This is a genomic window from Kitasatospora arboriphila, from assembly GCF_039528095.1.
In the GTDB taxonomy this organism is placed as follows: Bacteria; Actinomycetota; Actinomycetes; order Streptomycetales; family Streptomycetaceae; genus Kitasatospora; species Kitasatospora arboriphila.
The window spans coordinates 171097-194759 of the sequence record NZ_BAAALD010000003.1 but is presented as its reverse complement, the minus strand read 5'-3'; the positions used below and the strand labels follow the sequence as shown (position 1 = coordinate 194759).

Annotated in this window: 22 protein-coding genes and 1 riboswitch; of the genes, 11 read left to right on the top strand and 11 right to left on the bottom strand. The window is 72.6% G+C overall.

The window, feature by feature from the left end; all coding sequences use genetic code 11:
* Window positions 1–81: 81 nt before the first annotated feature.
* The 3 genes from ABD353_RS03175 to ABD353_RS03165 are packed head-to-tail and all read right to left on the bottom strand — an operon-like array spanning window position 82 to window position 3301.
* Window positions 82–1167 carry a threonine aldolase family protein gene (locus ABD353_RS03175; protein ID WP_344621892.1) on the bottom strand — a complete coding sequence of 362 codons (1086 nt, stop codon included), beginning with the start codon at window positions 1165–1167 and terminating at the stop codon, window positions 82–84.
* Entirely contained in the window at window positions 1164–1907 is a 744-nt protein-coding gene (locus ABD353_RS03170; protein ID WP_030272023.1) for an SDR family NAD(P)-dependent oxidoreductase, read from the bottom strand. The genes ABD353_RS03175 and ABD353_RS03170 overlap by 4 nt, the downstream gene beginning before the upstream one ends.
* Window positions 1904–3301 (bottom strand): DUF6421 family protein, encoded by a 1398-nt coding sequence (locus ABD353_RS03165; RefSeq protein ID WP_344621872.1) that lies wholly within the window; start codon window positions 3299–3301, stop codon window positions 1904–1906. Before ABD353_RS03165 ends, ABD353_RS03170 begins: the two co-directional genes overlap by 4 nt.
* 353 nt (window positions 3302–3654) lie before the next feature.
* Between ABD353_RS03165 and ABD353_RS03160 the strand changes: the two genes are divergently transcribed.
* Together ABD353_RS03160 and ABD353_RS03155 are read left to right on the top strand one after the other, a co-directional pair.
* On the top strand, window positions 3655–4221 hold the full coding sequence (locus ABD353_RS03160) for a DUF5134 domain-containing protein (RefSeq protein WP_344621871.1): 567 nt from the start codon (window positions 3655–3657) through the stop codon (window positions 4219–4221).
* A gap of 132 nt (window positions 4222–4353) precedes the next feature.
* Window positions 4354–5304, top strand: a complete 951-nt coding sequence (locus ABD353_RS03155) for a M56 family metallopeptidase (RefSeq protein WP_344621870.1) — start codon at window positions 4354–4356, stop codon at window positions 5302–5304.
* Between the two features lie 60 nt (window positions 5305–5364).
* On the opposite strand, the gene ABD353_RS03150 is transcribed toward ABD353_RS03155, so the two are convergent.
* Window positions 5365–5763, bottom strand: coding sequence for a MarR family winged helix-turn-helix transcriptional regulator (locus ABD353_RS03150; protein WP_344621869.1), 399 nt, complete (start codon window positions 5761–5763; stop codon window positions 5365–5367).
* Window positions 5764–5850: 87 nt separating this feature from the next.
* On the opposite strand from ABD353_RS03150, the gene ABD353_RS03145 reads away from it, so the two are divergent.
* From ABD353_RS03145 to ABD353_RS03130, 4 genes are all read left to right on the top strand, one after another.
* Window positions 5851–7392, top strand: coding sequence for an MFS transporter (locus ABD353_RS03145; RefSeq protein WP_344621868.1), 1542 nt, complete (start codon window positions 5851–5853; stop codon window positions 7390–7392).
* Between the two features lie 258 nt (window positions 7393–7650).
* On the top strand, window positions 7651–8247 hold the full coding sequence (locus ABD353_RS03140; RefSeq protein WP_344621867.1) for a TetR/AcrR family transcriptional regulator: 597 nt from the start codon (window positions 7651–7653) through the stop codon (window positions 8245–8247).
* A gap of 75 nt (window positions 8248–8322) precedes the next feature.
* Window positions 8323–10005, top strand: a complete 1683-nt coding sequence (locus ABD353_RS03135; protein ID WP_344621866.1) for a helix-turn-helix transcriptional regulator — start codon at window positions 8323–8325, stop codon at window positions 10003–10005.
* Between the two features lie 139 nt (window positions 10006–10144).
* Window positions 10145–10465, top strand: a complete 321-nt coding sequence (locus ABD353_RS03130) for a hypothetical protein (RefSeq protein WP_344621865.1) — start codon at window positions 10145–10147, stop codon at window positions 10463–10465.
* Between the two features lie 68 nt (window positions 10466–10533).
* Here the strand turns inward: ABD353_RS03130 and ABD353_RS03125 are convergent, their stop codons facing one another.
* The gene (locus tag ABD353_RS03125) at window positions 10534–11400 is read right to left on the bottom strand and encodes a helix-turn-helix domain-containing protein (protein WP_344621864.1); all 867 of its coding nucleotides are present in this window, start codon (window positions 11398–11400) and stop codon (window positions 10534–10536) included.
* A 419-nt stretch (window positions 11401–11819) separates the two neighbouring features.
* Here ABD353_RS03125 and ABD353_RS03120 point away from each other — a divergent pair, with 419 nt between their 5' ends.
* Entirely contained in the window at window positions 11820–12338 is a 519-nt protein-coding gene (locus ABD353_RS03120) for an ATP-binding protein (RefSeq protein ID WP_344621863.1), read from the top strand.
* A gap of 361 nt (window positions 12339–12699) precedes the next feature.
* On the opposite strand, the gene ABD353_RS03115 is transcribed toward ABD353_RS03120, so the two are convergent.
* Window positions 12700–12936, bottom strand: coding sequence for a DUF397 domain-containing protein (locus ABD353_RS03115; protein ID WP_344621862.1), 237 nt, complete (start codon window positions 12934–12936; stop codon window positions 12700–12702).
* A gap of 385 nt (window positions 12937–13321) precedes the next feature.
* On the opposite strand from ABD353_RS03115, the gene ABD353_RS03110 reads away from it, so the two are divergent.
* Window positions 13322–14227, top strand: a complete 906-nt coding sequence (locus ABD353_RS03110; protein WP_344621861.1) for a sirohydrochlorin chelatase family protein — start codon at window positions 13322–13324, stop codon at window positions 14225–14227.
* A 167-nt stretch (window positions 14228–14394) separates the two neighbouring features.
* On the opposite strand, the gene ABD353_RS03105 is transcribed toward ABD353_RS03110, so the two are convergent.
* Window positions 14395–16179 (bottom strand): hypothetical protein, encoded by a 1785-nt coding sequence (locus tag ABD353_RS03105; protein WP_344621860.1) that lies wholly within the window; start codon window positions 16177–16179, stop codon window positions 14395–14397.
* Window positions 16180–16321: 142 nt separating this feature from the next.
* Between ABD353_RS03105 and ABD353_RS03100 the strand changes: the two genes are divergently transcribed.
* The 3 genes from ABD353_RS03100 to ABD353_RS03090 all read left to right on the top strand — a co-directional run bounded on the left by ABD353_RS03100 (window position 16322) and on the right by ABD353_RS03090 (window position 18536).
* The gene (locus ABD353_RS03100; protein WP_344621859.1) at window positions 16322–16507 is read left to right on the top strand and encodes a hypothetical protein; all 186 of its coding nucleotides are present in this window, start codon (window positions 16322–16324) and stop codon (window positions 16505–16507) included.
* A 266-nt stretch (window positions 16508–16773) separates the two neighbouring features.
* Window positions 16774–16972: riboswitch (cyclic di-AMP (ydaO/yuaA leader) on the top strand.
* Window positions 16957–18159 carry a transglycosylase family protein gene (locus ABD353_RS03095; protein WP_344621858.1) on the top strand — a complete coding sequence of 401 codons (1203 nt, stop codon included), beginning with the start codon at window positions 16957–16959 and terminating at the stop codon, window positions 18157–18159. It overlaps the preceding riboswitch by 16 nt.
* A 173-nt stretch (window positions 18160–18332) precedes the next feature.
* Window positions 18333–18536 carry a hypothetical protein gene (locus tag ABD353_RS03090; RefSeq protein ID WP_344621857.1) on the top strand — a complete coding sequence of 68 codons (204 nt, stop codon included), beginning with the start codon at window positions 18333–18335 and terminating at the stop codon, window positions 18534–18536.
* 225 nt (window positions 18537–18761) lie between these two features.
* On the opposite strand, the gene ABD353_RS03085 is transcribed toward ABD353_RS03090, so the two are convergent.
* The 4 genes from ABD353_RS03085 to ABD353_RS03070 form a co-directional block, all read right to left on the bottom strand.
* Window positions 18762–19805, bottom strand: coding sequence for a LacI family DNA-binding transcriptional regulator (locus tag ABD353_RS03085; RefSeq protein ID WP_344621856.1), 1044 nt, complete (start codon window positions 19803–19805; stop codon window positions 18762–18764).
* Window position 19806: 1 nt separating this feature from the next.
* Window positions 19807–21528, bottom strand: a complete 1722-nt coding sequence (locus ABD353_RS03080; RefSeq protein WP_344621855.1) for a glycoside hydrolase family 13 protein — start codon at window positions 21526–21528, stop codon at window positions 19807–19809.
* A 104-nt stretch (window positions 21529–21632) separates the two neighbouring features.
* On the bottom strand, window positions 21633–22538 hold the full coding sequence (locus ABD353_RS03075) for a sugar ABC transporter permease (RefSeq protein ID WP_344621854.1): 906 nt from the start codon (window positions 22536–22538) through the stop codon (window positions 21633–21635).
* Between the two features lie 50 nt (window positions 22539–22588).
* Window positions 22589–23590, bottom strand: a complete 1002-nt coding sequence (locus tag ABD353_RS03070; RefSeq protein WP_344621853.1) for a carbohydrate ABC transporter permease — start codon at window positions 23588–23590, stop codon at window positions 22589–22591.
* Window positions 23591–23663 lie beyond the last annotated feature (73 nt).

Here is a 23663-nt window from a genome sequence, read left to right as displayed (position 1 = left end):
ACGCGGCGGAAACAGCGCGCCCGGCCCGGGCGCGGCCCCCCCGCGCCGGGGCCGTACTGCTGTACCGGACAGGCGGTCGGGTCAGACCCGGCCCATCTCCTCGGCGATCGCCGCGGCGAACGCGTCGATGTCGGCCTCGCTGGTGTCGAAGGACGCCATCCAGCGGACCTCGCCGGTGTGCTCGTTCCAGAAGTAGAAGCGGTAGCGCTTCTGCAGCCGCTCGCTGACCTCCCGCGGGAGGATCGCGAAGACCGCGTTCGCCTGGACCGGGCGGACGACCGTCACGCCGTCGATGCCGGTGACGGCCTGCTCCAGGCGCTTGGCCATCGCGTTGGCGTGGCCGGCGTTGCGCAGGTACAGGTCTCCGGCCAGCAGCGCCTCGAACTGCACCGAGACGAAGCGCATCTTCGAGGCGAGCTGCATCGACATCTTGCGCAGGAACTTCAGGTTGCGGACGCGCTCGGGGTTGAGCACGACGACGACCTCGCCCAGCATCAGGCCGTTCTTGGTGCCGCCGTAGGACAGCACGTCTACACCGGCGTCGGTGGTGAAGTCCCGGAACGGCACGCCCAGGGTGGCGGCGGCGTTGGCGAGCCGCGAGCCGTCCATGTGCACGAGCATGCCGTGCTCGTGGGCGTGGTCGCAGATGGCCTTGACCTCGTCGACCGTGTACACGGTGCCGAGCTCGGTGCTCTGGGTCAGCGAGACCGCCAGCGGCTGGGCGCGGTGCTCGTCGTCCCAGCCCCAGGCCTGCTGGTCGATCAGCTCGGGGGTGAGCTTGCCGTCCGGGGTGGGGACGGTGAGGATCTTGATCCCGGCGATCTTCTCCGGCGCACCGCACTCGTCCACGTTGATGTGCGCGGACTCGGCGGCGACCACGGCGCCCCAGCGCGGCAGCAGGGACTGCAGGGCGACCACGTTGGCGCCGGTGCCGTTGAAGACGGGGTACGCCTCGGCCCGGTCGCCGAAGTGGCGGCGGAAGACCTGCTGCAGGTGGGCGGTGTAGTCGTCCTCGCCGTAGGCGACCTGGTGGCCGCCGTTGGCGAGGGCGATCGCCGCGAGGACCTCCGGGTGGATGCCGGCGTAGTTGTCGCTGGCGAATCCGCGCACGGTGGTGTCGTGGTGCCGCACCGCGTCGGTGCGGGTGTCGTCGGTGCCGATGGTCATCGGGCTGTCAGCCACAGGTGCTGTCCGTTCAGTTCTGCTGCGGGGCGGTCCCAGAGGCCCGCCAGGGTCTCGGCCAGGTCGGCGGTGTCGGTGAAGCCGGCGAACTTGGCGTCCGGCTTCTCGGCACGCATCTCGGGAGAGACCAGGGCCTTGATCACCAGGATGGCAGCCGCGGCGGTGGGCGTTCCGTCCCCGGCGGTGGTCTCCTTCACGAAGGAGTCCGCCATGGCGAGCGTCCAGGCCTCGGTGGCCGCCTTCGCGGCGGCGTACGCCGCGCCGCCGGCGGTCGGCTTGTGGGCCGCGGCCGCGGAGACCATGGCGTAGCGGCCGCCGCTGCGGACCAGCGCGGGCTGGAAGGCCAGCGAGGTGTGCTGCAGGGTCCGCACCACGGTGTCGTGCAGGAAGTCCCAGTCGTCGATCCGGGAGTCGAAGAAGGTCTTGCTGCCGCGCCAGCCGCCGACCAGGTGGAGCAGGCCGTCGACGTGGCCGTGCTCGGCCTCCAGGTGGTCGGCCCAGTCGTGGACCTCCTGCGGGTCGAGCAGGTCGATGACCTGGCCGCTGACCTTCGCGCCGGGCACGGTGGTGCGCACGCTGTCGAGGGCCTTGTCGAGGCGCTGCTGGTCGATGTCGGCGCCGATGACGGTGGCGCCGGCGGCGGCGAGGCGCCGCATGGTGGCCTGGCCGGCGGGGCCGCTGGCCCCGGCGACCGCGATCACCTTGTCGTCGAGACGGGCGCTCACGCGGCGACCCCCTGGACACCGGTGCCGGTGATGCCGGTGGTGGCGGCGATGACGCCGCTCAGCTTCTTGGAGAGGGCCTCGTAGAACATGCTGAGGGGGAACTCGTCCGGCTTGACCGCGTCGCAGAGCGCCTTGTTGAGGGCCTTGCCGTCGGTGATGTCGAGCGGGAGCGCCTCGGCGCCCTTGGCCCAGGTGGAGGCGGGGTGCGGGGTGAGGTAGCGGGAGACGAGCTCGTAGGCGGCGATCCAGTGGGCCGTCTTCGGGCGGTCGATGCCGTCGCGGTAGAGGGTCTCGATCTCGCCGCAGAGCTGGTTGGTGACCTCGGCGACGCGGTCCCAGTCGATGGAGAGGCGGTTGTCGCGCCAGCGCAGCGCGTCGTGCTTGTGCAGGTAGGCGAAGAGCAGCTGGCCGCCCATGCCGTCGTAGTTGCGGACGCGGTCGCCGCTGACCGGGAAGCGGAACATGCGGTCGAAGAGGATCGCGTACTGGACGTCGCGGCCCTGGGCGTAGCCCTCGGCCTGCAGCTTCACGGCCTCCTTGAAGGCGGTGAGGTCGCAGCGGAGCTCCTCCAGGCCGTACATCCAGAACGGGCTGCGCTGCTTGATCATGAAGGGGTCGAACGGCAGGTCGCCGTGGCTGTGGGTGCGGTCGTGGATGAGGTCCCACAGCACGAAGGTCTGCTGGGCGCGCTCCTGGTCCTTGAGGAGGCCGGTGGCGTCCTCGGGGATCTCCAGGCCGAGCAGCTCGACGGCGCTGGTGGAGACGGCGCGGAAGCGGGCCGCCTCGCGGTCGCAGAAGATGCCGCCCCAGGTGAAACGTTCCGGCGCCTGGCGGACGGCCACGGTCTCCGGGAAGAGCACGGCGGAGTTGGTGTCGTAGCCGGCCGTGAAGTCGGTGAAGGTGATCGGCACGAACATCGGGTTGTCGAAGCGCTCGCGCTCCAGCTCGGCCAGCCAGTCCGGCCAGACGACCTTGAGCAGGACGGCCTCGAGGTTGCGGTTCGGGTTGCCGTTCTGGGTGTACATCGGGAAGACCACGAGGTGGTCCAGGCCGTCGGTGCGCTGCTCGGCGGGGTGGAAGGCGAGCAGCGAGTCGAGGAAGTCGGGCTCGCGGTAGCCGGTGTCGGCCCACTTGCGCAGGTCGTCCTGGACGGCGGCGAGGTACGCGGCGTCCTGCGGGAAGAGCGGGGCGAGCTCCTGCACCGAGGTGAGCACGGTCTCGACCAGCGGGTCGACCGTGCCGCGCTGGACGGTGGACAGGTCGATGGAGCCGTCCTTCGACTGCAGCGGGCGGAGGGACTCCACCGCGTCCTTCAGACGGAGCCAGGCGGGGTGGCCGGCCGGAGAGGCGGAAGCATCGCCAGCCACGGCGAGCGTCGGCGAAAGATTCTGCATCGGAGACTCACTTCGACAGGAGGTATTGCGACGTACCCACCATAGATACGAAAGGTTCTTCTGTTCAAGGGGGGTCTGCCGGGCAATCCTGCGGCGTATGGGGCTCACGGCGGGAGATCCGGCACTCCGGGGCGTCCCACGGGGCGGTCCGGAGTGGGTCGGAGGCCGCCGCATCCCGACCATCCCGCGCCCGCCGTGGCCCCGCCACCGGGGAGCGGCGGCGCCCGTCGGGGTGCGGTCCGGCCCCCGATCGGCCGGGCACTTCCGTGCGCCCCCCTGCGCGCCCTGCTGCCCGCCGCCCGGATCGGTGATCGTGGACGTACTGTCCGCTGGCACCGGTCGGGAGGGGCGCCGTGCACGGTCCGGCCGTCGTCACATGGATGCTGGCGGGGCTGGCCGCCGGCTCGGCCGCGCTGTGCGCGCTGCGCCTGCGCCGCCCGGGCTGTGCGGGGGCGCACCGCGAGGCGGACGCCGCCGAGGCGGCGATGGCGGTCGGCATGGCCGGGATGGCCGTACTGCCCGGCGCGGTCTGGGGCTGGCTCTTCACCGTGCTGGGAGGCGCCCTGGTGCTGGGGGCGGTCGCGGGGGGCGCAGGGCGCGTCCACCGCCTGCACCACGGGGTCGGGGCGCTCGCGATGGCGTACATGGCGCTGGCCATGGCCGCCTCGCCGGCCGCCCCCGCCCACCTGCACCACGCGGCGCCGGGCGTCCCCGGAGCGACCGGCACGCCGATGGGGCTGCCGGCGCTGACCGGTCTACTGCTCCTCTACTTCGGCGGGTACACGCTGTGGGCGGGCAGTCGGCTGCTGTCCGTGCCCGGGGCCGCGGGAGGCGCGGCAGGGGTGGTGGAGGGCGGCACCGTGCGGGCCTGCCGGGTGGCGATGGGCATCGGGATGTTCGCCATGCTCCTGACGCTCTGACGGCTTCCGCGGTGTTGACGGGGTGTCGTTGGTCACCTGTCCGCGGAAGCCGTTCCACCGGGGCGCGACGGAGCATAGGTTGGGGGCAGCGCACTGTCGCGCTCCTGATCGCTCCTCGGGGGAGCCCCTGCCATGACGGCCCTGCTGAGCCTGCTGCTGCTCGGACTGCTGCTCGCCACCGTGGCGCCGGGCCTGCTGGCCCGGGCCCGCTGGCCCGAGCGAGAACCCGTGCTGGCGCTGCTCGCCTGGCAGTCCCTCGTGGTGGCCGTGCTGCTGTGCTGTGTGCTCTCCCTGTTGCTGGCCTGTGCCGCCGCGCTGCCGGCGCTGCGCGTGGCGGTGTTCACGGGTGCGCCCTCGGGCGTCGAGGAGGCCTACGGCCTCGCGGGCGCCGAGGGCTGGGGCCGGCTGACGGCGGCCCTGCTGGCCCTGGGCGGGGTGCAGACCGCGGTGTCGCTGACCCGCGAGGTGCGCGCGGCCCGCGCGCTGCGCGAGGCGCGCCACGCCCAACTGGACGACCGGGCCCCGCAGTTGCCGGGCGAGTCGGCGGCCGAGCGGCGCGGCGGCGAGCGCCTGGTGGTGCTCGAGAACCTCCGTCCGGAGGCCTGGTCGCTGCCCGGCCCGGAGGCCCGGCTGGTGGTGACCACCGGTGCGCTGCAGCAGTTGACCGACCGTGAGCTGGCGGCGGTGCTGAGCCACGAGCGCAGCCACGTCCGCGCGCGGCACCACTGGCTCGCGCAGTGCGCCGAGGCGCTGGCGACCGGCTTCCCCGGGGTGGGCGTGTTCAGCGCCTTCCGGAACCAGGTCGGCGAGCTGGTGGAACTGGCCGCGGACGACCGGGCCGCCCGTCGGCACGGGCGGATCACCACGGCGCTCGCACTGGTGGAGATCAACGCCGGACGCGCGGTGTTCGGCTCGTGCCCGCCGAGGCAGCTCGCCCAGGCACCGCGCCGGGTGGACCGGCTGCTGGCGGGCGAGCCGCGGCTGCCGGTGCACCACCGGCTGCGGCTGACGCTGGCGGCGCTGGCCGCCCCGGCCGCGGTGGTGTTGCTGGCGATGGCGCCCGGGCTGGGCACACTGCTCTGACGAGGGCCCCCGACCACGGGGAGATCAGCCGGAAGACCGGCCGGGAGGTTAGTCGGGGATTCAGCCGAGGGTGCGGGCGAGCACCTCGCGGTGGATCGGCTGGGCCTCCTGGTACCGGGCGCGGCCCTCGTCGGTGAGCGCCACGAAGATCCCGCGCCGGTCGAGCTCGCACATGACCCGGGCGACCAGGCCGTCCTTCTCCAGCCGGCCGATCAGCCGGGACAGCGCGCTCTGGCTGAGGTGGACCGTCTGCGCTATCTCCTGGACCCGGAGCTTGCCCGGGCCGACCCGCAGCTCGTCCTCCCAGAGGCGCTCCAGCACCTCGAACTCGCTCATGCCGAGGCCGAACTGCTCGCCCAGCGTGCGGTCGAGCGCGCAGGAGACGGCGGCGTGACGCGCGAGGACGTCCCGCCACTCGAACACGAGGGCGGACTCTGGGGCGAGATCCGGTTCAGCCACCCGACCAGGATACCACATGCCCGCACATCTATTGCAGGCGCATTAAATTCACTTGCACTGAATGCACGTGCATGTAGTCTCGTGGCCATGACGACCGCATCTGACGACCCGTCGACGACCGGGGCCTGGAGCCCACGCCTGTGGGGCACCCTCGTCGTCCTCTGCGCCGCCCTCTTCCTCGACGCCCTCGACGTCTCGATGGTGGGCGTGGCCCTGCCCTCCATCGGTACCGACCTCCACCTGTCCACCTCCGCCCTGCAGTGGGTGGTGAGCGGCTACGTGCTCGGCTACGGCGGGCTGCTGCTGCTCGGCGGGCGGGCCGCCGACCTGCTCGGGCGGCGGCGCGTCTTCCTGGCCGCCCTCGCCGTCTTCGCCGCCGCCTCGCTGCTCGGCGGCCTGGTCGACGACGGCGGCCTGCTGATAGCCGCCCGGTTCCTCAAGGGCGTGAGCGCCGCCTTCACCGCCCCCGCCGGCCTGTCGATCATCACCACGACGTTCGCGGAGGGCCCGGCACGCAACCGGGCGCTCTCCATCTACACCACCTGCGGCGCCAGCGGCTTCTCGCTCGGCCTGGTGCTCAGCGGCCTGCTCACCTCGGCCGGCTGGCGCTGGACGTTCCTGATGCCGGTGCCGGTCGCGCTGGTGGCCCTGGGCGCGGCCGTCCGACTGCTCCCCCGTCAGCCCGCACCGGCCCGCGGCACCGCCGGGTACGACGCGGCCGGCGCGATCACCGGCACCGGCTCGCTGCTGCTGCTCGTCTTCACCGTCACCGAGGCGCAGAACGCCGGCTGGGCGAGCACCCGCACCATTGGCTCGCTCGCCGTGGTCGCCGTGCTGATGGCGCTCTTCCTGCTGATCGAGTCCCGGGCCGCCCACCCGCTGGTCCGGCTGGGGATCTTCCGCAACGGCGGGGTGAGCCGGGCCAACGTCGCGGCGCTGGCGGTGTTCGGCTCGTACGCCGGCTTCCAGTTCATCGCCACGCTCTACCTGCAGCGACTGCTCGGCTGGTCCGCGCTGGAGATGGCCCTGGCCTTCCTCCCGGCCGGTGCGCTGGTCGCGCTGTCGGCCACGAAGATGGGGGCGGTGGTCGACCGGTTCGGCACTGCCCGCCTGTTGCCGCTCGGCATCGGCTTCCTGACCGCGGGCTACGCGCTGTTCCTGCGTCTGGACGAGCACTCCGGCTTCCTCGGCCTGGTGCTGCCCAGCATGGTGCTGCTCGGCATCGGCTTCGCCCTGGCCTTCCCCTCCGTCAACATCGCCGCCACCAACGGCGTCGACGACGAGGAGCAGGGGCTGGCCTCCGGCCTGGTCAACACGGCCTTCCAGGTGGGCAGCGCGATCGTGCTGGCCGTGGCCACGGCCGTGATCACGGCGGGCAGCGACGGCGGCCTGAGCCCGCAGGCCCAGCTGGCCGGCTACCGGCCCGCGCTGCTGCTGGTGACGGCGGTCTCGCTGGGCGCCCTGGTGGTGACCCTGGTGGGCTGGGCCCTGGAGCGCCGCCGCACGGCAGCGCCCGTCGCGGCCGAGTCCATATCCGCGCACATCCCCCGGGCGGTTGCCGGGCCGGCCACGGCCGGAGGCTCCGACGAGGGGGAGGACGCCGAGGGCAGGGTGCTCGCCGACCGCTGACGCCCGACCGGCCGGGATCGACATCCGTCCAGGGCCGGGAACGCAGCAGCGCCGGCTCCACCAAACCCCCGTGTTGGTGGAGCCGGCGCTGCTGCGTGCGCTGCCGCCGAGGCCGTCCGGGCCCGGGCATACGGCCGCGCCGCGACGGGCTCGGCCAGTATATTGGCCCGGAGCCAGTCAACGTTCGGAGCAGACACGATGGCACCTCGCGGGGAATCGGTCAATGAGGAGATGCGCCGGCGATCCTGCCGCCGAATCATGCGCGCCACCGTCGAGCTCGTCGACCAGCACGGATACACAGGGACGACGCTCAGTGACATAGCGGAGCATGCAGGGCTCGCCCGCGGCCTGGTCTCGTACTACTTCGACGGCAAACGGCTGCTGATGCAGTCCGCCACCCACCGCCTGATGCACCTGGAGCTGGGCGCGGCACTGGCGGCGATGCCCGAGGGTTCCTCGCCGGAGGCACGGCTGGCACGGGCCATCGACGCCGTCCTCGGTCTCGCCATGGACCATCCGCGGGTGATGCGCGCACATCTGGCGCTGATCCTCGATCCGGACGTCGGCGCCTTCGTGCAGGATCCGGAGCAGCGGCAGTTGGGCGCGATCCTGCGGGGGCTGTTGAAGGACTGGGGCGCCCCGGATCCGGTCGCCGAGCACGCGGTGCTGCGCAGCGCGTTGATGGGCGGCTGCATCGGGGTGCTGCTGCCGGGGGCGTCCACGCCGCTGGCCCCGATCCGCGCGGATCTCTTCGCGCGCTACGGGCTCGCCTGGGAGCTGGGGGTGCCGCCGCAGCCCGAGGCGCCCGAGCGCGCCCAGGCATCCGTCCGCGGGGGGATCTCGACCCGGGCGTGACGGCCTGCCCCCGGGCACGCACGTCCGGGCCGGCTCGGGGCTGTCGGCCTCGTTCGGCGGGTCGATAATCGGCTCGTGGGCACCAGCCGCGATCTCGTCCGGGGCCGTGCGTGTTACGCCGCCGGGGCCTGGCGCGAGGCCTTCGAGAGCCTCAGCGCCGCCGACGGAGCCGCACCGGTGGGCGCCGACGACCTGGAGCTGCTGGCCAGGTCCGCCTACATGCTCGGGCTCGACGAGGACTACGTGGCCCGGCTGGAGCGCGCCCACGCGGATTGGCTGGACGCCGGTGACGTGCCACGGGCCGTCCGCTGTGCGGTGTGGATCGGCCACAGCATGCTGTTCCGGGGCCACGGCGCGCGGGCGAGCGGTTGGTTCTCCCTCGGTGAGCGCCTCCTGAAGGCCGACGGGCGGGACTGCGTCGAACGCGGGTACCTCCTGATCCCCGTGTGGCTGGCCCAGATGGGCGGCGGCGACTGGCAGGCCGGCCACGCGACGGCGGCCGAGGCTGCCGAGGCCGGTGAGGCGTTCGGCGACGCCGACCTGGTGTGGTTGGCGCGCGACGAACAGGCCCGGGCCCTGGTGAACCTGGACCGTGTGCACGAGGGCCTTCGCCTGGTGGACGAGACGCTCGTGGTCGTCGAGTCCGGTGCGCTGTCTCCGATCGTCAGCGGCATCGTCTACTGCAACACCATCAGCTTCTGCCACGACCTGTACGAGCTGCGCCGACTGCGCGAGTGGACGGGCGCCCTGACCCGGTGGTGCGAGCGCCAGCCGCAGATGGTCGCGCACAACGGACTGTGCCTCGTGCACCGGGCCGAGGTGATGCAGTACGGCGGTGCCTGGACCGCCGCGCTCGACGAGGCCCGCCGCGCCGCCGAACACTTCACCCGGGGTGTGCTGAACCGGATCGCCTGCGGGCAGGCCCACTACCGGCAGGGCGAGATCCACCGGCTGCAGGGCCGCCCGGCCGAGGCCGAGGCCGCCTACCGGGAGGCCAACCGCTGCGGGTTCGAGCCGCAGCCCGGGTTCTCCCTGCTCCGGTTGGCGCAGGGCAACGGCGAGGCGGCAGCGGCCACGGTCCGCCGCGCCGTGTCCGAGCACACCCGGGACCTGGAGCGGGCGGCCCTCCTCCCGGCGTACGTCGAGATCATGCTGGCCGGCGGCGACATCGACGCCGCGGCCGAGGCCGCCCGCCGGTTGAAGGCCGTCGCGGAGCGCCAGGACGGCGACGTGCTCCGCGCGGCGGCGGCGTACGGCGTCGCCTCCGCGGCACTGGCCGGGGGCGACGCCTCCGCCGGTCTCGCCGCGGCTCGGCGGGCGTGGCGCGGGTGGCAGGAGCTCGAAGTGCCGTACGAGGCCGCGCGGGCGCGCGTCCTGGTGGCGCTCGCCTGCCGTGCGCTCGGTGACGGCGACACCTCCGATCTGGAGCTCCAGGCGGCCCGCACGGTCTTCGTCGGGCTCAAGGCCGGGCCGGACGTCGCCCGTCTGGATTCCCTCGCCCGTGGCGGACCGGGCACGCACCCGGGCACCGGCGCAGGTGGGGACCCGGTCACGGGGCCGGCCGGCTACGGTCTCTCGCCACGCGAGGTCGAGGTGCTCCGGGAGGTGGTCGGTGGTGCGACCAACCGGCAGATCGCCGTCGCCCTGGTGATCAGCGAGCACACCGTCGCCCGGCACCTGCAGAACATCTTCGGCAAGCTGGGTGTCACCTCCCGCACGGCGGCGAGCACCTTCGCGCTGGAGCACGGCCTGGTCTGAGCCGGATGGCCAGGATTGACCATGCCTCCCCGCACCGGATCGGTGCCGGATTGGTGAATGTGCGCGACGCGGTGTCCGCCCCCGCGGACCTAGCGTCGAACTGTCCGAAGGGGAGGGCCGGCAGTGAGGAGGACTCCCCATGTACGTCGTGGTCCAGCACACGATCCTCGACCCGGAGACCGCATTCTCCCGTGGCCGGGCCCTCATGAGCGGCAGCGGAGCGCCGGACGGCACCCGGGTGCTGCAGTTCTACCCGCATGTCGGGGGCTCCGCCGTGACGTGCCTCTGGGAGACGGAGTCCGTCGGCGACGTCCAGCGCTTCGTCGACACGACCCTCGGGAATTCCAGCACCAACCTCTGCTACGAGGTCGATGCGGATCGGGCGTTCGCCGACCGCCCGCTCGGCCTGCGCCCGTCACCGGCTCCGGTCGCCCACCCCGGCCTGTCCGGCACGTCCTAGGCGTGTCGCCGAAAAGAACGGTCGGGCACCCGAGGGGTGCCCGACCGCCTTCTGCCGCGTTCGCCGGCTCAGCGCTCCTTGAGGATCGAGGTGAGCAGGTCCACGGTCTGATCGGGCGTCAGGCTGTCGACGCAGAGCCGCTCCATCACCTGGATGTAGGCGTCGACGTCGTCGCGCTTGTCGAGGTAGAGGGCGCTGGTGAGCTGCTCCAGGTAGACGACGTCGGCCAGGTCCTGTTCGGGGAACCGCAGGATGGAGAAGGCGCCGCTCTCGCCGGCGTGGGCGCCGAAACGGAACGGCATGACCTGGATGGTGACGTTGGGCCGGTCCGCCATGTCGATCAGGTGCTGCACCTGGGCCCGCATCACGGCCGGGCCGCCGACCGGGCGGCGCAGCGCGGCCTCGTCGATGACGGCCCACAGGTGCGGGCTCCGACCCTCCGTCAGCAGGGTCTGCCGGCGCATCCGGAGGCTGACCCGGCGCTCCAGTTCCTCGGCGCCGATCGCCGGGCGGCTCTGGCCGAAGACCGCGCGGGCGTACTCCTCCGCCTGCAGCAGGCCGGGGATGAACTGCACCTCGTAGGTGCGGATCAGCGCGGCGGCCTCCTCCAGACCGACGTAGGTCTGGAACCAGCCGGGCAGGACGTCGTTGAAGCTGTGCCACCAACCGGGCTTGTTCGCCTCGCGGACCAGGCCGAGCAGGGCCTCGCGCTCCGTGGCGTCGTCGACGCCGTAGAGGCTGAGCAGATCGGCGACGTCGCGCTCCTTGAAGGAGACGCGGCCGAGCTCCATACGGCTGATCTTCGACTCGGAGGCGCGGATGGTGTAGCCGGCGTCCTCGCGGGTGATGCCCCGTCCCTCGCGCAGGCGCCGCAGCTGCGAGCCGAGGAGGATACGGCGCACCATCGAGCCCCCGCCGGGCTGAACTGTGGTCATGCGGTCGGAAACCTCCACCTCGGGTCAAACAGCGCACAGTCTGCCATCAGTTGGGCGCGCTCGGTGCCCGTAGTGGCGCAACGATCTACTACTTCTGCATCACATCCTCCATCTTGCACGTGCATCTGGCGCTTGCATATGCCAAACATGCGACTGCACGTGAATCGACTCTTGCATCTGCAGTGGGCGCAGAGGACCATGGTGCACGTGCACTTGCACGCACCTGACAACTCCGCGGGCTTCGCGTCGACCGAACGCGCGACCCCACATGCCCTCCCGGCCGCGCCCCTGTGCGGCCGGGAGTTCGTGTGCGGGTGCGGGCTTACCGGCGGGCGGCCGAGCGGCCGAGCGAGTCGGAGGTGACCGGCATGACCCGGGTGGGTCCCGCCGTGTCCGCCCCCTTATGGGAGGAGCTCTTCATGAGCACCGGTACGGCCATCGCTGCCGACCCGTACGTGGTCAGCTGTACCCTCGCCCCTCGCTACGAAGCCGTCAGATCGGCACGCGACTTCGCCAGGACCACCTTGCGGAACTGGGGACTCGACTCGCTCTTCGACGATGTCGCCCTGGTCGCCTCGGAGTTGGTGACCAACGCGCTGCGGCACGCCGTGGGCGCGCTGCCCGACGGCTGCGGCGCCCCGACGGCGCAGGTGCCCGCACAACTGGCCCGCCCGCAGGGCCTGGAGGGCCGCACCCCCATACGCATCAGCCTGGTGCACCGGGCGCCGCAGGTGGTGTGCGCGGTGAGCGACCCCAGTAGTCAGGGTCCGGTGGCGCGCGAGGCGGACTTCGTGGCGGAGTCCGGCCGCGGACTGCACCTGGTCGATTCCTTCAGCACGTCCTGGGGCTGGCACCCGCTGGCCGGGGCGGGCAAGGTCGTCTGGGCGCTGTTCGAGGCCGCACCCGCGGTCGGGACCGGCCGGCACCGCTCGGTCTGAGCCGGTCCGCACCGAGCCCCACCCGGACCGGACGCGGACCGGAACCGGCCAGGACGGGCAACGGCCGCGACGCCGGTTCGGACGGGCGGAGGGTACGGGCGGGTCGGGCGGAGGGGACCCGATCGGCGACCTCGCACCGCACGGGCGGGCACCGCGACCGCAGGGAGACGGTCCACGGACGCCGCGCCGCGGAGCGGTCGGCCCGCACGCGCGAGGTCCGACAGTAAGGAGAGGTCGGAAAGACCTCGGACCCGCACGGGGCCGGGCACGCAGCCGGGCCGTCGCGGCGTCCCCCACGACGGCCCCCGGAACGGGAAGCCCGAACACCCGGGCCCACCGGGTGCGGCGGGCCGACGGACGGTCAGGTCGCCAGGTGGTCGAACTCCCCGTCCTTGGCGCCGAGGAGCAGTGCGGCTATCTCGGCCCGGGTGTAGATGAGCGCCGGGCCGTCCGGGAACCGGGAGTTGCGCATCGCCACCTCGCCGCCCGGAAGGGCCGCGAACTCGACGCAGTTGCCCTGCGAATTGCTGTGCCGGCTCTTCTGCCAGACGACCCCGTCGAGGTCCGCAGCCGCCATGCCGTTGTACGTGTCACTCATCGTTGTCTCCCTGAGCCTGGCGTTCGCCTCACTTGACGTGATGATAGCTGGCCTGCACGTGCATCAGCACGGGACAAAGCGCGTGCATCTGACTCATCAGTAGCGTCGAACAACCGCACCGTGCGCCGGGCAAAGCAGGTCAAACCAGAGCAGACGTCACGGCAAACGATCACCGTACGTATGGGCTGCTCTGCGTCCCGTGGATCTTGACGCTCGCCGCCGGGCTTTACGCGCAGTCACATCGGCCACTGTGATGAGCATCACGCACCCGGACACCAGTGCGTACAGCGCTTTGCCGGTGTTTGTCCGACCTTGTGCCGTCACCACCAACCCCTCACGGGAGTCGACTGCAGTAAGGGCCCCGGTATGTCCTACGATCTCCGCCATGAGCACCGCAGCCATCCCGGGCGCGCCACTGCCCGTCCGTACGCCAGGCTCCCGTGCGCGGGGGCGCCACCGCCGTCCCGAGCGCCCCGAGGTCCCGGCCGGCTCCCCGGCCCTGCTGCTGGCCGTCCCGGCCACGGCCGGGCCCGAGGCCCGCCCGATCGTCGACGAGCTGCTCTCCATCGTGCGCGGCGAGCAGCCGGGCATCGAGATCGCCGCCGGCTACCTCGCGGCCGAGTCCGAGGACGCCCCGACCGTCTCCGACCTGCTGGCCATGGCGGCCGGCAACGGCGCGCCGCCGCCGATCGTGGTGCCGCTGCTCCCCGGTCCGCACGGTTTCCTGACGGAGCTGCACGAGGTGGCCGCGGCCGCCGGCTCTCCGGTGACCGACCCGCTGGGCCCGCACCCGCTGCTCGCCGAGGCCGTGCACGTCCGTCTCTCCGAGGCCGGTCTGGCCCGCGCCGACCGCGCCCGCCTGTTCGCGATCGCCACCTCCGCCGACGGCGTGGTCCTGACCGTCTCCGGCGGCGAGGACGCCGCCGCGGCCGCCGGGATCACCGGCGTGCTGCTCGCCGCGCGCCTCGCGGTGCCGGTGGTGGACGCCGCCCTCGACGTCCCGGGTTCGGTCGCCGCCGCGGTCGACCACCTCAAGGCGACCGGTTCCGAGCGCCCGGCGCTCGCCCCGCTGGTGATCGGCCCGGAGGCGGACTCCGAGCTGCTGGCCACCGCCGCCGAGGAGACCGGCTGCCCGAGCGCCGCCCCGCTGGGCGCCTACCCGGCCGTCGGCCAGCTGATCGCCTCCACCTACCTGGCCGCGCTGCCGCCGCGACCGGTCGACGAGGAGGTGCTGGCCGCCGCCGAGGCCGCCGCTCAGGCCGAGGCCGAGGAGACTGCCGCCGAGCAGTGAGCGGTGCGCGGCCCCCGGCCGCGCACGCCGTGAATCGACGAGGGGCCCCGACCGCACCAGGTCGGGGCCCTCCGCGTGTCCCGGGCTTCGGGCCGCAGCGCTCGGGCCGCAGGGCTCGGGCCGCAGGACTCGGGGTCCCTCCGTTGCGCGGACCTCGGGCCGCGGGTTCAGACGGGCAGCCGCCGGGTCGGTGCCGCCGCGTCGGCGAGCCGGATCGCGGGGGTGACGACCGCCCGGGGCGGCCCGTCCACTGCGGCCGGTGCGGCAGCGGCGTTCCACTCGGCCTTGCCCGGGCCCGGCCGCAGCTGCACGGCCTGCCGTTCACCGGCCTTGCGCAGGACGATCCGGGCCGGTTCTGGTGCCTGCGGGTCGAGCCACACCTCGTTGCCGCCGAAGGAGCAGTCCAGCACGGCGATATCGTCCGGCTCGCCGTCCGCGGTGGCCCGGAACGCGACGCCGGCCTTCCGATAGCCCGTCAGGTGGCTCCGACCGATCGTCACCGTCGTTCCGGCGAGCTGGTGTTTGGCCGTGGCGACCGCGTAGTCGGACTGGCCCGCGGCGTCGATCAGCAGGCCGTCGAAGACGGTGCCCTTGTCCCGGCCGAGCGCGTGCACGGCCACTCCCCCGGCGCCGTTGCCGTACAGCACGCCGCCGTTGTAGTCGAAGTCGTTGAGGTAGGCGCCGTGCTCGACGCCCCAGCCGCCGTTGTGGTACGCGACGAAGCGTTCCAGGGTGTGGTGGTGACGGGCGTTCAGCCAGACGAAGAGGCCGTTCTCGAGGTTGTTGTGGGCCAGGCAGCGCTCGAAGGTCCAGACGCCCTCGCTGGTCTCCGGCCACTCGTAGCCCGAGGCGCCGGTGGCGCCCTGGACGCCGACGGCCACGCAGTCGCGGGCGGTGCCGCCGGTGCCGGCGCCGAGCGAGAAGCCGGTGAGCCGGTAGCCGCGGGGGTTCGGCTCGTGGACGGTGCGGGAGGCCACGCAGGACTCGTAGGTGATGTCGTCGGACGGCGCCTGCGGGGTGCGGGTGTCCAGCGGGCCGTCCCACCAGTAGGCGTCCTCCCAGGTGTTGTGGCTGATGCAGCTGCGGAAGGTGATGCCGTGGCTGGCGTGCGGGACGAAGGCGTGGCTGCCGCTGTCGCGGACCACCACGCCCTCGACGACGGTGCCGCGGGAGGTGTCGCCGAGCATGTGGAAGTGCAGGCCGTACCGGCCGAGCACGGGCTCGGTGACCGGCGAGCCGTTCCAGGTCTCCTTGCCCGGCTGCCGCGGGCCGAGCCAGCGCAGCGCGGCGTGCCGGACGTCGGCCCGGCGCGAGCTGGTCAGGTGGACGTGGGCACGGCCCTCGGCGGTGCCCTCGATCCGGACGCTGCGGGTCAGGTTGAGCACCTCGGCGCCGACCGCGACGCCGCCGCCGGCGGTCACCCGCGGGTGCGGGTGTGCCAGGGGTGCGGTCAGCGTGACGGTCTTGCCGTCGACCCGTCTGATCGTGCACAGATCGTACCGGGTGGAGAATTCGTCCTCGCTCGGGGGTCCGGTCGGCGTGACGGCCAGCTCGTCGCCCGCCCGCCAGCCGACGGGCGGCTCGGCCAGCCGCAGCTCGGTGTCGCCGGCCCGCAGCGCGGCGGCGGCGCGGACCCAGGCGGTCTTGGCGGCGCCGTCCAGCCGCAGGTAGCCGGTGCCGGTCACCCAGAGCCCGGTGTCCCCCTCCACCACCGTCATGCCGCCGCCGCGGAAGCTTTGTTCGTTTACGGACGGAAATCTCAGGGTGTGCACGGAGCCGTCCGCCGGGGCCAGCGCCAGGACGCCGCGGACCTCCACGGCGCCCGCGGAGGAGAGCGTGAGGCTGCGCCCGGGGGCGAAGACCAGCGAGCCGCCCGGCTCGACCACCAGGGAGCCGATCGACGCGTCGGCGTCCAGCAGGACGCGGTCGGCGATCCTGACGGCGCTCCTCACCCCGGGGACGGCGCCGCCCCAGCCCGCCGGGTCGGACCAGCGGCGGCCCGTCAGATCGACCGGGGAGGGCGAGGGGTCGACAGGAGCCGGGGCAGCCCGCGCATGCCCGGCAGAGGGCCCTCCGGAGGCCGCGGGGAGGGGCGTGGCCGCCGACGCCGGCGCGGCCGACGAGGCGAGCGCACGGCGGGCCAACTCGCCGCCGCCGACCGCGGCCGCGGCGGTGGAGATCCCGAGCCAGACGAGCATCCTGCGCCGGCCGACCCGGCGGTGCGGCGCCGGCCGTCGCGGCACTCCGCCGGACTCCGCCTCCCGGTGCTGCCCGTGGTGATCCATGAGCGGTCGACCCCTCCCCCGGGCCGTCGCCCGGCCCCCCGTCCTGAAGCATAAACAGGCCGGTTTTCCCGGAAGGGCCTTGCCGGAAATCGACAGAAGTCGATCACGAAAAGATCAAGGGGTCGATCATGGAATATACCAAGATCGGCTGTGACCGGCATCACACATGTTTGCGGTTTGAACTTAACTCTGTCTAATGTCCTCCCACGTTCGTGGTCACACGGACCCAGTTGGCCCGAACGCCGAGTCCTGCCGGCGGTCCGACTGGCAATGCGAAACGCACTTCGGCAGGGGCGGGGGAACCAGGTAAGTCGCCCGGGAGCGGTCCAGCACCGCTCCCCGGCTTGGGGTGAAGCCGCACGCGCGGAAACGGCGAGGGATCGCCGGATCCTGCGCGCGCGGCCGGGCAACTCCAGCCCGAATCCGACAGCTCACCTCGCAGGCGTGGGAGAGGAACGCTGCTTCATGCTGTCCATCAACTCCAAGCGCGGCCGCCGCATTCTCGCCACCACCGGCGTCGTCGGCATCGGCCTCAGCATCCCGTCGCTGGCCGCCGGCACCGCCTCCGCCGCCTCGGTCTCCACCTGGGACAAGGTCGCCCAGTGCGAGTCCTCCGGCGACTGGCACATCAACACCGGCAACGGCTTCTACGGCGGCCTCCAGTTCACCAACAGCACCTGGACCTCCTTCGGCGGCGGCAGCTACGCCTCCCGCGCCGACCTGGCCACCAAGGACCAGCAGATCGCCGTCGCCGAGAAGGTGCTGGCCGTCCAGGGCCCCGGCGCCTGGCCCGTCTGCTCCGTCAAGGCCGGCCTGACCAAGGGCGGTCCGGCCCCCGAGATCAACACCGGCGGCTCCGCCTCCACCCCGGCCCCGGCGGCCACCACCCCCGCCAAGCCGGCCGCCCCGGCCGCGCCGGCCGCGCCGGCCGCCTCCACCGGCTCGACCGCCTCCACCGGCACCTCGCAGGACGGCAAGGCCTGGCAGGGCCAGAAGTCCCGGCAGGGCCAGTGGAGCCACGGCGCCACCTACACCGTGCGGGCCGGCGACTGGCTGTCGACCATCGCCGAGCACAACCACGTCCAGGGCGGCTGGCAGAAGCTCTACGAGATCAACAAGTCGGTCCTGAAGAACGGTCCGCACACCATCTACCCGGGCCAGAAGCTGTCGCTGGGCACCCCCGCCAAGGCGTCCTCCACCCCGGCCCAGGCCGCCCCGGCCGCCGCCAAGCCGGCGACCACCGCGGTCAAGGCGAGCACCACCACCACGACCGCGCAGACCGCCACCGGCTCCAAGGCCGCCGCGGTCAACTTCGCGCTCTCCAAGGTGGGCCAGGCCTACATCTACGGCGGCACCGGCAACGGCGGCTGGGACTGCTCCGGCCTCACCCAGGCCGCGCTGCGCGCCGCGGGCATCTCCGTCCCGCGCGTCGCCGCCGACCAGGCCGACTACTCGACCCGCGTCTCGCTGGACAACCTGCAGCCGGGCGACCTGCTGTTCTGGTCCAACAACGGCAGCAACTCCGGCGTGCACCACGTCGCGCTCTACATCGGCGACGGCAAGTACGTCGAGGCCGCCAACCCGAGCGCCGGCGTCCGCGTCCAGACCATCGCCAACTGGGCCCCGGACTTCGCCGGCCGGGTCTGAACCGCCCCTCCCGGCGTCACACACGCCGGGGCAGGCGCCCGAAGCCGTACCTGGGTCCCTCGGCCCGGGCGCTCCTCTCCCCCTCCGCAGCCCCGGAGCGGCCTCCCGCCGCCCCGGGGCTGCGGCCTGCCCGCGCGGATAGGCTGACGCTCCCACGGAGTTGAGGAGCCGCCATGGCAGCGAAGGTCACCGTCACGCTGGACGCCGATCTGGCGATCGAGGTCATGCTGGCCGTCGGGGCGGGCAACCCGCAGGACGCGGTGGAGCTGATCGTCCGCGACTACCTGGCCCGCAGCCGCCGCACCGAGGCCCGCACCGGCGACGCCGCCGACGCCGAACGCACCACCCGCCCCCACCGCACCGTCGAAGAAGGCTGAGGCACACGCCCAGGGGGGATCAGCCGCCAGGGGCGCCGGGCCGACCACCAGGTGCCCCCACGCGCCCCTGGGTCGTTGCCCGCGCCCCTGAATGGTTGCCCCGCACTTCTGGGGGGTTGCCCCGCGCCCCTGGGCCCTGCCCCCGGAAACGCCCTGCGGCCCCGGAGAGAGGGCTCTCCGGGGCCGCAGGGGTGTGCCTCGGGCCCGTCGGGCCCGGTGGCGGGGTCAGCGCACGCTGGCCCCGGTGGAGCCGCGCATCACGAGCTCCGGCTGGAACATGAACTCCGCGCGCTGCGCGGGGTTGCCGCCGACCTCCTCCAGCAGGGCGTCCACGGCCGCGATGGCCATGGCCTCCACCGGCTGGCGGATCGTGGTCAGCGGCGGCTCGGTGAACGCTATCAACGGCGAGTCGTCGAACCCGACCACCGAGACGTCCTGCGGTACCGCGAGGCCGCGCTGCCGGGCCGCCCGGATCGCGCCGAGCGCCATCATGTCGCTGCCGCACACGATCGCCGTGCAGCCCTTGTCGAGCAGCACGCCGGCCGCGGCGTGCCCGCCCTCCACGCTGAACAGCGTGTGGTGGATCCAGCCGTCGGCCTCCTCCTCGGTCACGCCGAGCAGTTCCTGCACGGCCGCCCGGAAGCCCTCGACCTTCCGGAGCACCGGCACGAAGCGCCGCTGCCCGATCGCGAGGCCGATCTTGGTGTGGCCGAGCTCGACCAGGTGCTGGACGGCCATCCACATCGCGGCGCGGTCGTCCGGGGAGATGAACGGCGCGGCGATCCGCTCGCTGTAGCCGTTGATCATCACGAACGGCACCTGGCGGCCGATCAGCTTGTTGTACCGCTCGTGGTCGGCGGTGGTGTCGGCGTGCAGTCCGGAGACGAACACGATGCCGGACACCCCCCGCTCCACCAGCAGTTCCACGAGCTCGTCCTCGGTGGAGCCGCCGGGGGTCTGGGTGCACAGGACCGGCGTGTAGCCGTGCCGGCTGAGCACCTGCTCGATCACCTGCGCGAGCGCCGGGAAGATCGGGTTGTTCAGCTCCGGGATGATCAGGCCGATCAGACCCGCACTGCGCTGCCGCAGCCGGGTCGGCCTCTCGTACCCGAGCACGTCGAGAGCGGCCAGTACGGTCTGGCGGGTGGTCGCGGAGACGCCCGCCTTGCCGTTGAGGACGCGGCTGACGGTGGCTTCACTGACCCCCGCCTGCGCCGCGATGTCCGAGAGTCGCGCCGTAGTCACGATCCCAGAGCCTATTGCAACCATCTCAGACCGCCCACCATACGGTGCTGTCCGCTGCCAGCAGAATCTCTCCGTCCACGGCCTCGGTGTCCGCGGAGGACAGCAGGATACGTCCGGGAGCGGCCATCCGGACCGGCGCAGCGGTGGTGTTGGAGGTGCAGACGAAGGAGCCCTGCGCGCTGTCCCGGCGGAAGGCGAGCACGCCCTCCGGCGCGTCCAGCCAGGTCACCTCGGTGCCGGCGCCGAGCGCGGGGTGCTCGCGGCGGACGGCCAGCGCGGAGCGGTAGAGCTCCAGGGTGGAGGTCGGGTCGCCGGTCTGGACCTCCACGCTGAGGTCGGCCCACTCGGCGGGCTGCGGCAGCCAGCTCGGACCGCCCGCGGCGGGGCCGAAGCCGTACGGGGCCTCGGTGCCGGACCACGGGATCGGTACCCGGCAGCCGTCGCGGAAGCCGTCCTGGCCGGAGGCGCGCAGGAAGGACGGGTCCTGGCGGACCTCGTCCGGCAGGTCGGTGACGTCCGGCAGGCCGAGCTCCTCGCCCTGGTAGACGTAGGCGGAGCCGGGCAGGGCCAGCATCAGCAGGCTGGCGGCGCGGGCGCGGCGCAGGCCGAGCTCGCGGTCGCCGGCGGTGCGGATCTGGGTGCCGAGGCCGGGCTCGTTGGCGAAGCGGGTGGCGTGCCGGGTGACGTCGTGGTTGGAGAGCACCCAGGTGGTGGGGGCGCCGACCGGGCGCATCGAGTCGAGCGAGACGTCGATCACCTCGCGCAGCTCGTCCGCGGACCAGGAGGTGCCCAGGTACTGGAAGTTGAACGCCTGGTGCAGCTCGTCGGGGCGGACGTAGTTGGCGGTGCGCTGGACGGTCGGGGTCCAGGCCTCGGCGACGCCGATCCGCTGGCCCGGGTACTCGTCGAGGATCTTGCGCCAGTCGCGGTAGATCTCGTGGACGCCGTCCTGGTCGAAGAAGGGCATCACGTCGTTGCCGAGCAGCTTGAGCTGGTCGCCCTCGCCGCCGATGTCGGGCAGGCCGGCCTGCTTGACCATGCCGTGCGCGACGTCGATCCGGAAGCCGTCGACGCCCATGTCCAGCCAGAACCGCAGGATCGAGCGGAACTCGTCGGCGACGGCCCGGTTCTCCCAGTTGAAGTCGGGCTGCTCGGGGGCGAAGAGGTGCAGGTACCACTCGCCCGGGGTGCCGTCCGGGTTGACGGAGCGGGTCCAGGCCGGGCCGCCGAAGATCGACTCCCAGTTGTTGGGCGGCAGCTCGCCGTTCTCGCCCTTGCCGGGGCGGAAGTGGTAGCGGTCGCGCAGCGGGGAGCCGGGGCCCTCGCGCAGCGCGCGCTGGAACCACTCGTGCTGGTCGGAGGAGTGGTTGGGGACGAGGTCGACGATGATCCGCAGGCCGAGCGCGTGCGCGTCGCGGATCAGCCCGTCGGCGTCCAGCAGGGTGCCGAACATCGGGTCGACCGCGCGGTAGTCGGAGACGTCGTAGCCGGCGTCGGCCTGCGGGGAGGCGTAGAAGGGGGAGAGCCAGACCGCGTCGACGCCGAGGTCGCGCAGGTAGGGCAGGCGGCTGCGGATGCCCGGCAGGTCACCCATGCCGTCGCCGTTGGAGTCGGCGAAGCTGCGGGGGTACACCTGGTAGATGACCGCGTCCCGCCACCAGCCTCTGCTCGCGCCCGCACTCGCTGCGATGGGCTCGGCGGCGGTAGCGGGGGCGGGCCGGGAGGCGTCGGCCAGGTTCTGGGTCATGGGTCAGTCATCCCTTGGGGAATCGCGGCGAACGGAGCGTGGTGTGACGGTACGTCGGACCGACGGCCTCGGCGGGTGCTTCGGCCGTTCGGTGCGTGCGTTCGTCAGGACTTGGCCGCACCTGCGGTGAGTCCGGTGACGAGGTGGCGCTGGACGAGGTAGAAGACCAGTGCGGCGGGCAGCGCGATGAGCACCGAGGTGGTGGCCATCAGCTGCCACTGGTGGTCGTGCTCGCTGATGAAGGACTGCAGGCCGACCGCGAGCGTGTACTTGTCCGAGCTGAGCATGAAGGTCGAGGCGAAGGCGACTTCGGCCCAGGCGGTGAGGAAGGAGTAGAAGGCGGCGACGGCCAGGCCAGGGCGGGCCAGCGGCAGGATCAGCCGCCAGAAGGTGCCGAACGGGGAGAGCCCGTCGACCCGGCCGGCCTCGTCGATCTCCACCGGGATGGTGTCGAAGTAGCCCTTCAGCAGCCAGGCGCAGTACGGGACGGTGGTGCCGGAGTAGACCAGGATCAGGCCGAGGTAGCTGTCCAGCAGCTGCAGGTTGGACAGGATGTAGTACATCGGCACGATCAGCACGGCGATCGGGAACATCTGGGTCACCAGCAGCGTCCACATCAGCTGCTTGTGGCCGGCGAAGCGCATCCGGGAGACGGCGTAGCCGGTGCTGGCGGCGAGCATGACGCCGACGACCGTGGTGCCGCCGGCGACGATCACCGAGTTGCCGAACCAGCTGAAGAAGTCGGTGTGGTTGAGCACCTTGTCGTAGTTCGACAGGGTCGCCTTGCCGAGGATCTGCCCCGGGTGCAGGTAGTCCATGTCGTCCGGGCCCAGCGAGATGTAGGCGATGTAGACGACGGGGAAGAGCGCGATCAGGCTGGCGGTGATCAGCGCGAGGTGGCTGAGCACGGAGGCGACGGGGCTGCGCTGCTCGCGGCTGCGGACCTTGGCCGGGCGGGCGGCGTGGGCGGCCGCGGGGCGGGCGGCCGGTCGATCGGTGGTGGTGGTCATCGGGGTACCTGCCTCGTGGATGTCGCTGGTCTGCTGGATGCTCGCGGCGCTCAGCCGTTCGCCTGCTCGTTGCGGGCGAGCCAACGGCGGTAGAAGCTGGTGAAGACGATCAGGAGCGAGAGCAGCAGGACGCCGTAGGTGGCGGACTGCGCGTAGTCGCGGGGCATCTGGCCGAAGCCGAGGCGGTAGGCCCAGGTGACCAGGATCTGGGCGTCGGGCGCGCCGTTGCCGAACAGCAGGAAGATGACGGCGAACTGGTTGAAGGTCCAGATCACGCCGAGCAGGACGACGGTGCTGCTGACGGTGCGCAGGCCCGGCAGGGTGACGTAGCGGAAGCGCTGCCAGGGGCTGGCGCCGTCCATCTCCGCGGCCTCGTAGAGCTCGGCCGGGATGGACTGCAGGCCGCCGAGGAGCGAGACCATCATGAAGGGCACGCCGACCCAGGTGTTGACGGCGACGGCGGCGGCCTTCTGCGCGAACGGGTCGGAGAGCCAGCCGGGCTCGGGCAGGCCGACCGAGCCGAGGACGGCGTTGATGGCGCCGCCGTCGGCGAGCATCAGGCGCCAGGAGAAGACGGTGACGAAGGTCGGCACGGCCCAGGGCAGGATCAGCAGCATGCGGTAGAGGCCGCGGCCGCGGAGCTTCTGGTTGAGCAGCATGGCCAGCGCCAGGCCGATGGTGTAGTGCAGGACGACGCAGATGGCCGTCCAGGCGATCGTCCACACGAAGTGCGACCAGAAGCGGTCGTACGAGCCGGGGCCCCAGAGCACGTCGGCGTAGTTGTGCAGGCCGACGAACTTGAAGCTGTCCGGGATGTGGTTGACGCCGATCTGGCGGCCGGTGTTGAGGCTGGTGGCGTCGGTGAGCGTCAGGTAGACGCCGCGCACGAGCGGGTAGCCGACCAGCACGCCGAGCACGACCACGACCGGCGCGATCATGGCGTAGGCGTACCAGTACTTGCTGTACGAGAGCTTGATGCGCTCCACGAGGCCCGGACGCGGTTCGCGGCCGCGGCTGCTCTTGCCGGGAGCGCCCTGCACGGCGACTGCCATTGTTGACACCTTTTCGGGAGGTCCGCCGCCTCGCGTCGGCGACTGGGTCTTCGTACGGGGGCGGCCGGGGGTG

What these genes read in the sequence shown, in the direction of transcription:
- ABD353_RS03130 (WP_344621865.1), top strand. Translation starts at nt 10,145, where the DNA reads ATGTACGTCGTGGTCCAGCACACGATCCTCGACCCGGAGACCGCATTC.
- ABD353_RS03085 (WP_344621856.1), bottom strand. Translation starts at nt 19,805, where the DNA reads ATGGTTGCAATAGGCTCTGGGATCGTGACTACGGCGCGACTCTCGGAC.
- ABD353_RS03155 (WP_344621870.1), top strand. Translation starts at nt 4,354, where the DNA reads ATGACGGCCCTGCTGAGCCTGCTGCTGCTCGGACTGCTGCTCGCCACC.
- ABD353_RS03140 (WP_344621867.1), top strand. Translation starts at nt 7,651, where the DNA reads ATGCGCGCCACCGTCGAGCTCGTCGACCAGCACGGATACACAGGGACG.
- ABD353_RS03090 (WP_344621857.1), top strand. Translation starts at nt 18,333, where the DNA reads ATGGCAGCGAAGGTCACCGTCACGCTGGACGCCGATCTGGCGATCGAG.
- ABD353_RS03115 (WP_344621862.1), bottom strand. Translation starts at nt 12,936, where the DNA reads ATGAGTGACACGTACAACGGCATGGCGGCTGCGGACCTCGACGGGGTC.
- ABD353_RS03175 (WP_344621892.1), bottom strand. Translation starts at nt 1,167, where the DNA reads ATGACCATCGGCACCGACGACACCCGCACCGACGCGGTGCGGCACCAC.
- ABD353_RS03125 (WP_344621864.1), bottom strand. Translation starts at nt 11,400, where the DNA reads ATGACCACAGTTCAGCCCGGCGGGGGCTCGATGGTGCGCCGTATCCTC.
- ABD353_RS03070 (WP_344621853.1), bottom strand. Translation starts at nt 23,590, where the DNA reads ATGGCAGTCGCCGTGCAGGGCGCTCCCGGCAAGAGCAGCCGCGGCCGC.
- ABD353_RS03075 (WP_344621854.1), bottom strand. Translation starts at nt 22,538, where the DNA reads ATGACCACCACCACCGATCGACCGGCCGCCCGCCCCGCGGCCGCCCAC.
- ABD353_RS03120 (WP_344621863.1), top strand. Translation starts at nt 11,820, where the DNA reads ATGAGCACCGGTACGGCCATCGCTGCCGACCCGTACGTGGTCAGCTGT.
- ABD353_RS03165 (WP_344621872.1), bottom strand. Translation starts at nt 3,301, where the DNA reads ATGCAGAATCTTTCGCCGACGCTCGCCGTGGCTGGCGATGCTTCCGCC.
- ABD353_RS03145 (WP_344621868.1), top strand. Translation starts at nt 5,851, where the DNA reads ATGACGACCGCATCTGACGACCCGTCGACGACCGGGGCCTGGAGCCCA.
- ABD353_RS03110 (WP_344621861.1), top strand. Translation starts at nt 13,322, where the DNA reads ATGAGCACCGCAGCCATCCCGGGCGCGCCACTGCCCGTCCGTACGCCA.
- ABD353_RS03080 (WP_344621855.1), bottom strand. Translation starts at nt 21,528, where the DNA reads ATGACCCAGAACCTGGCCGACGCCTCCCGGCCCGCCCCCGCTACCGCC.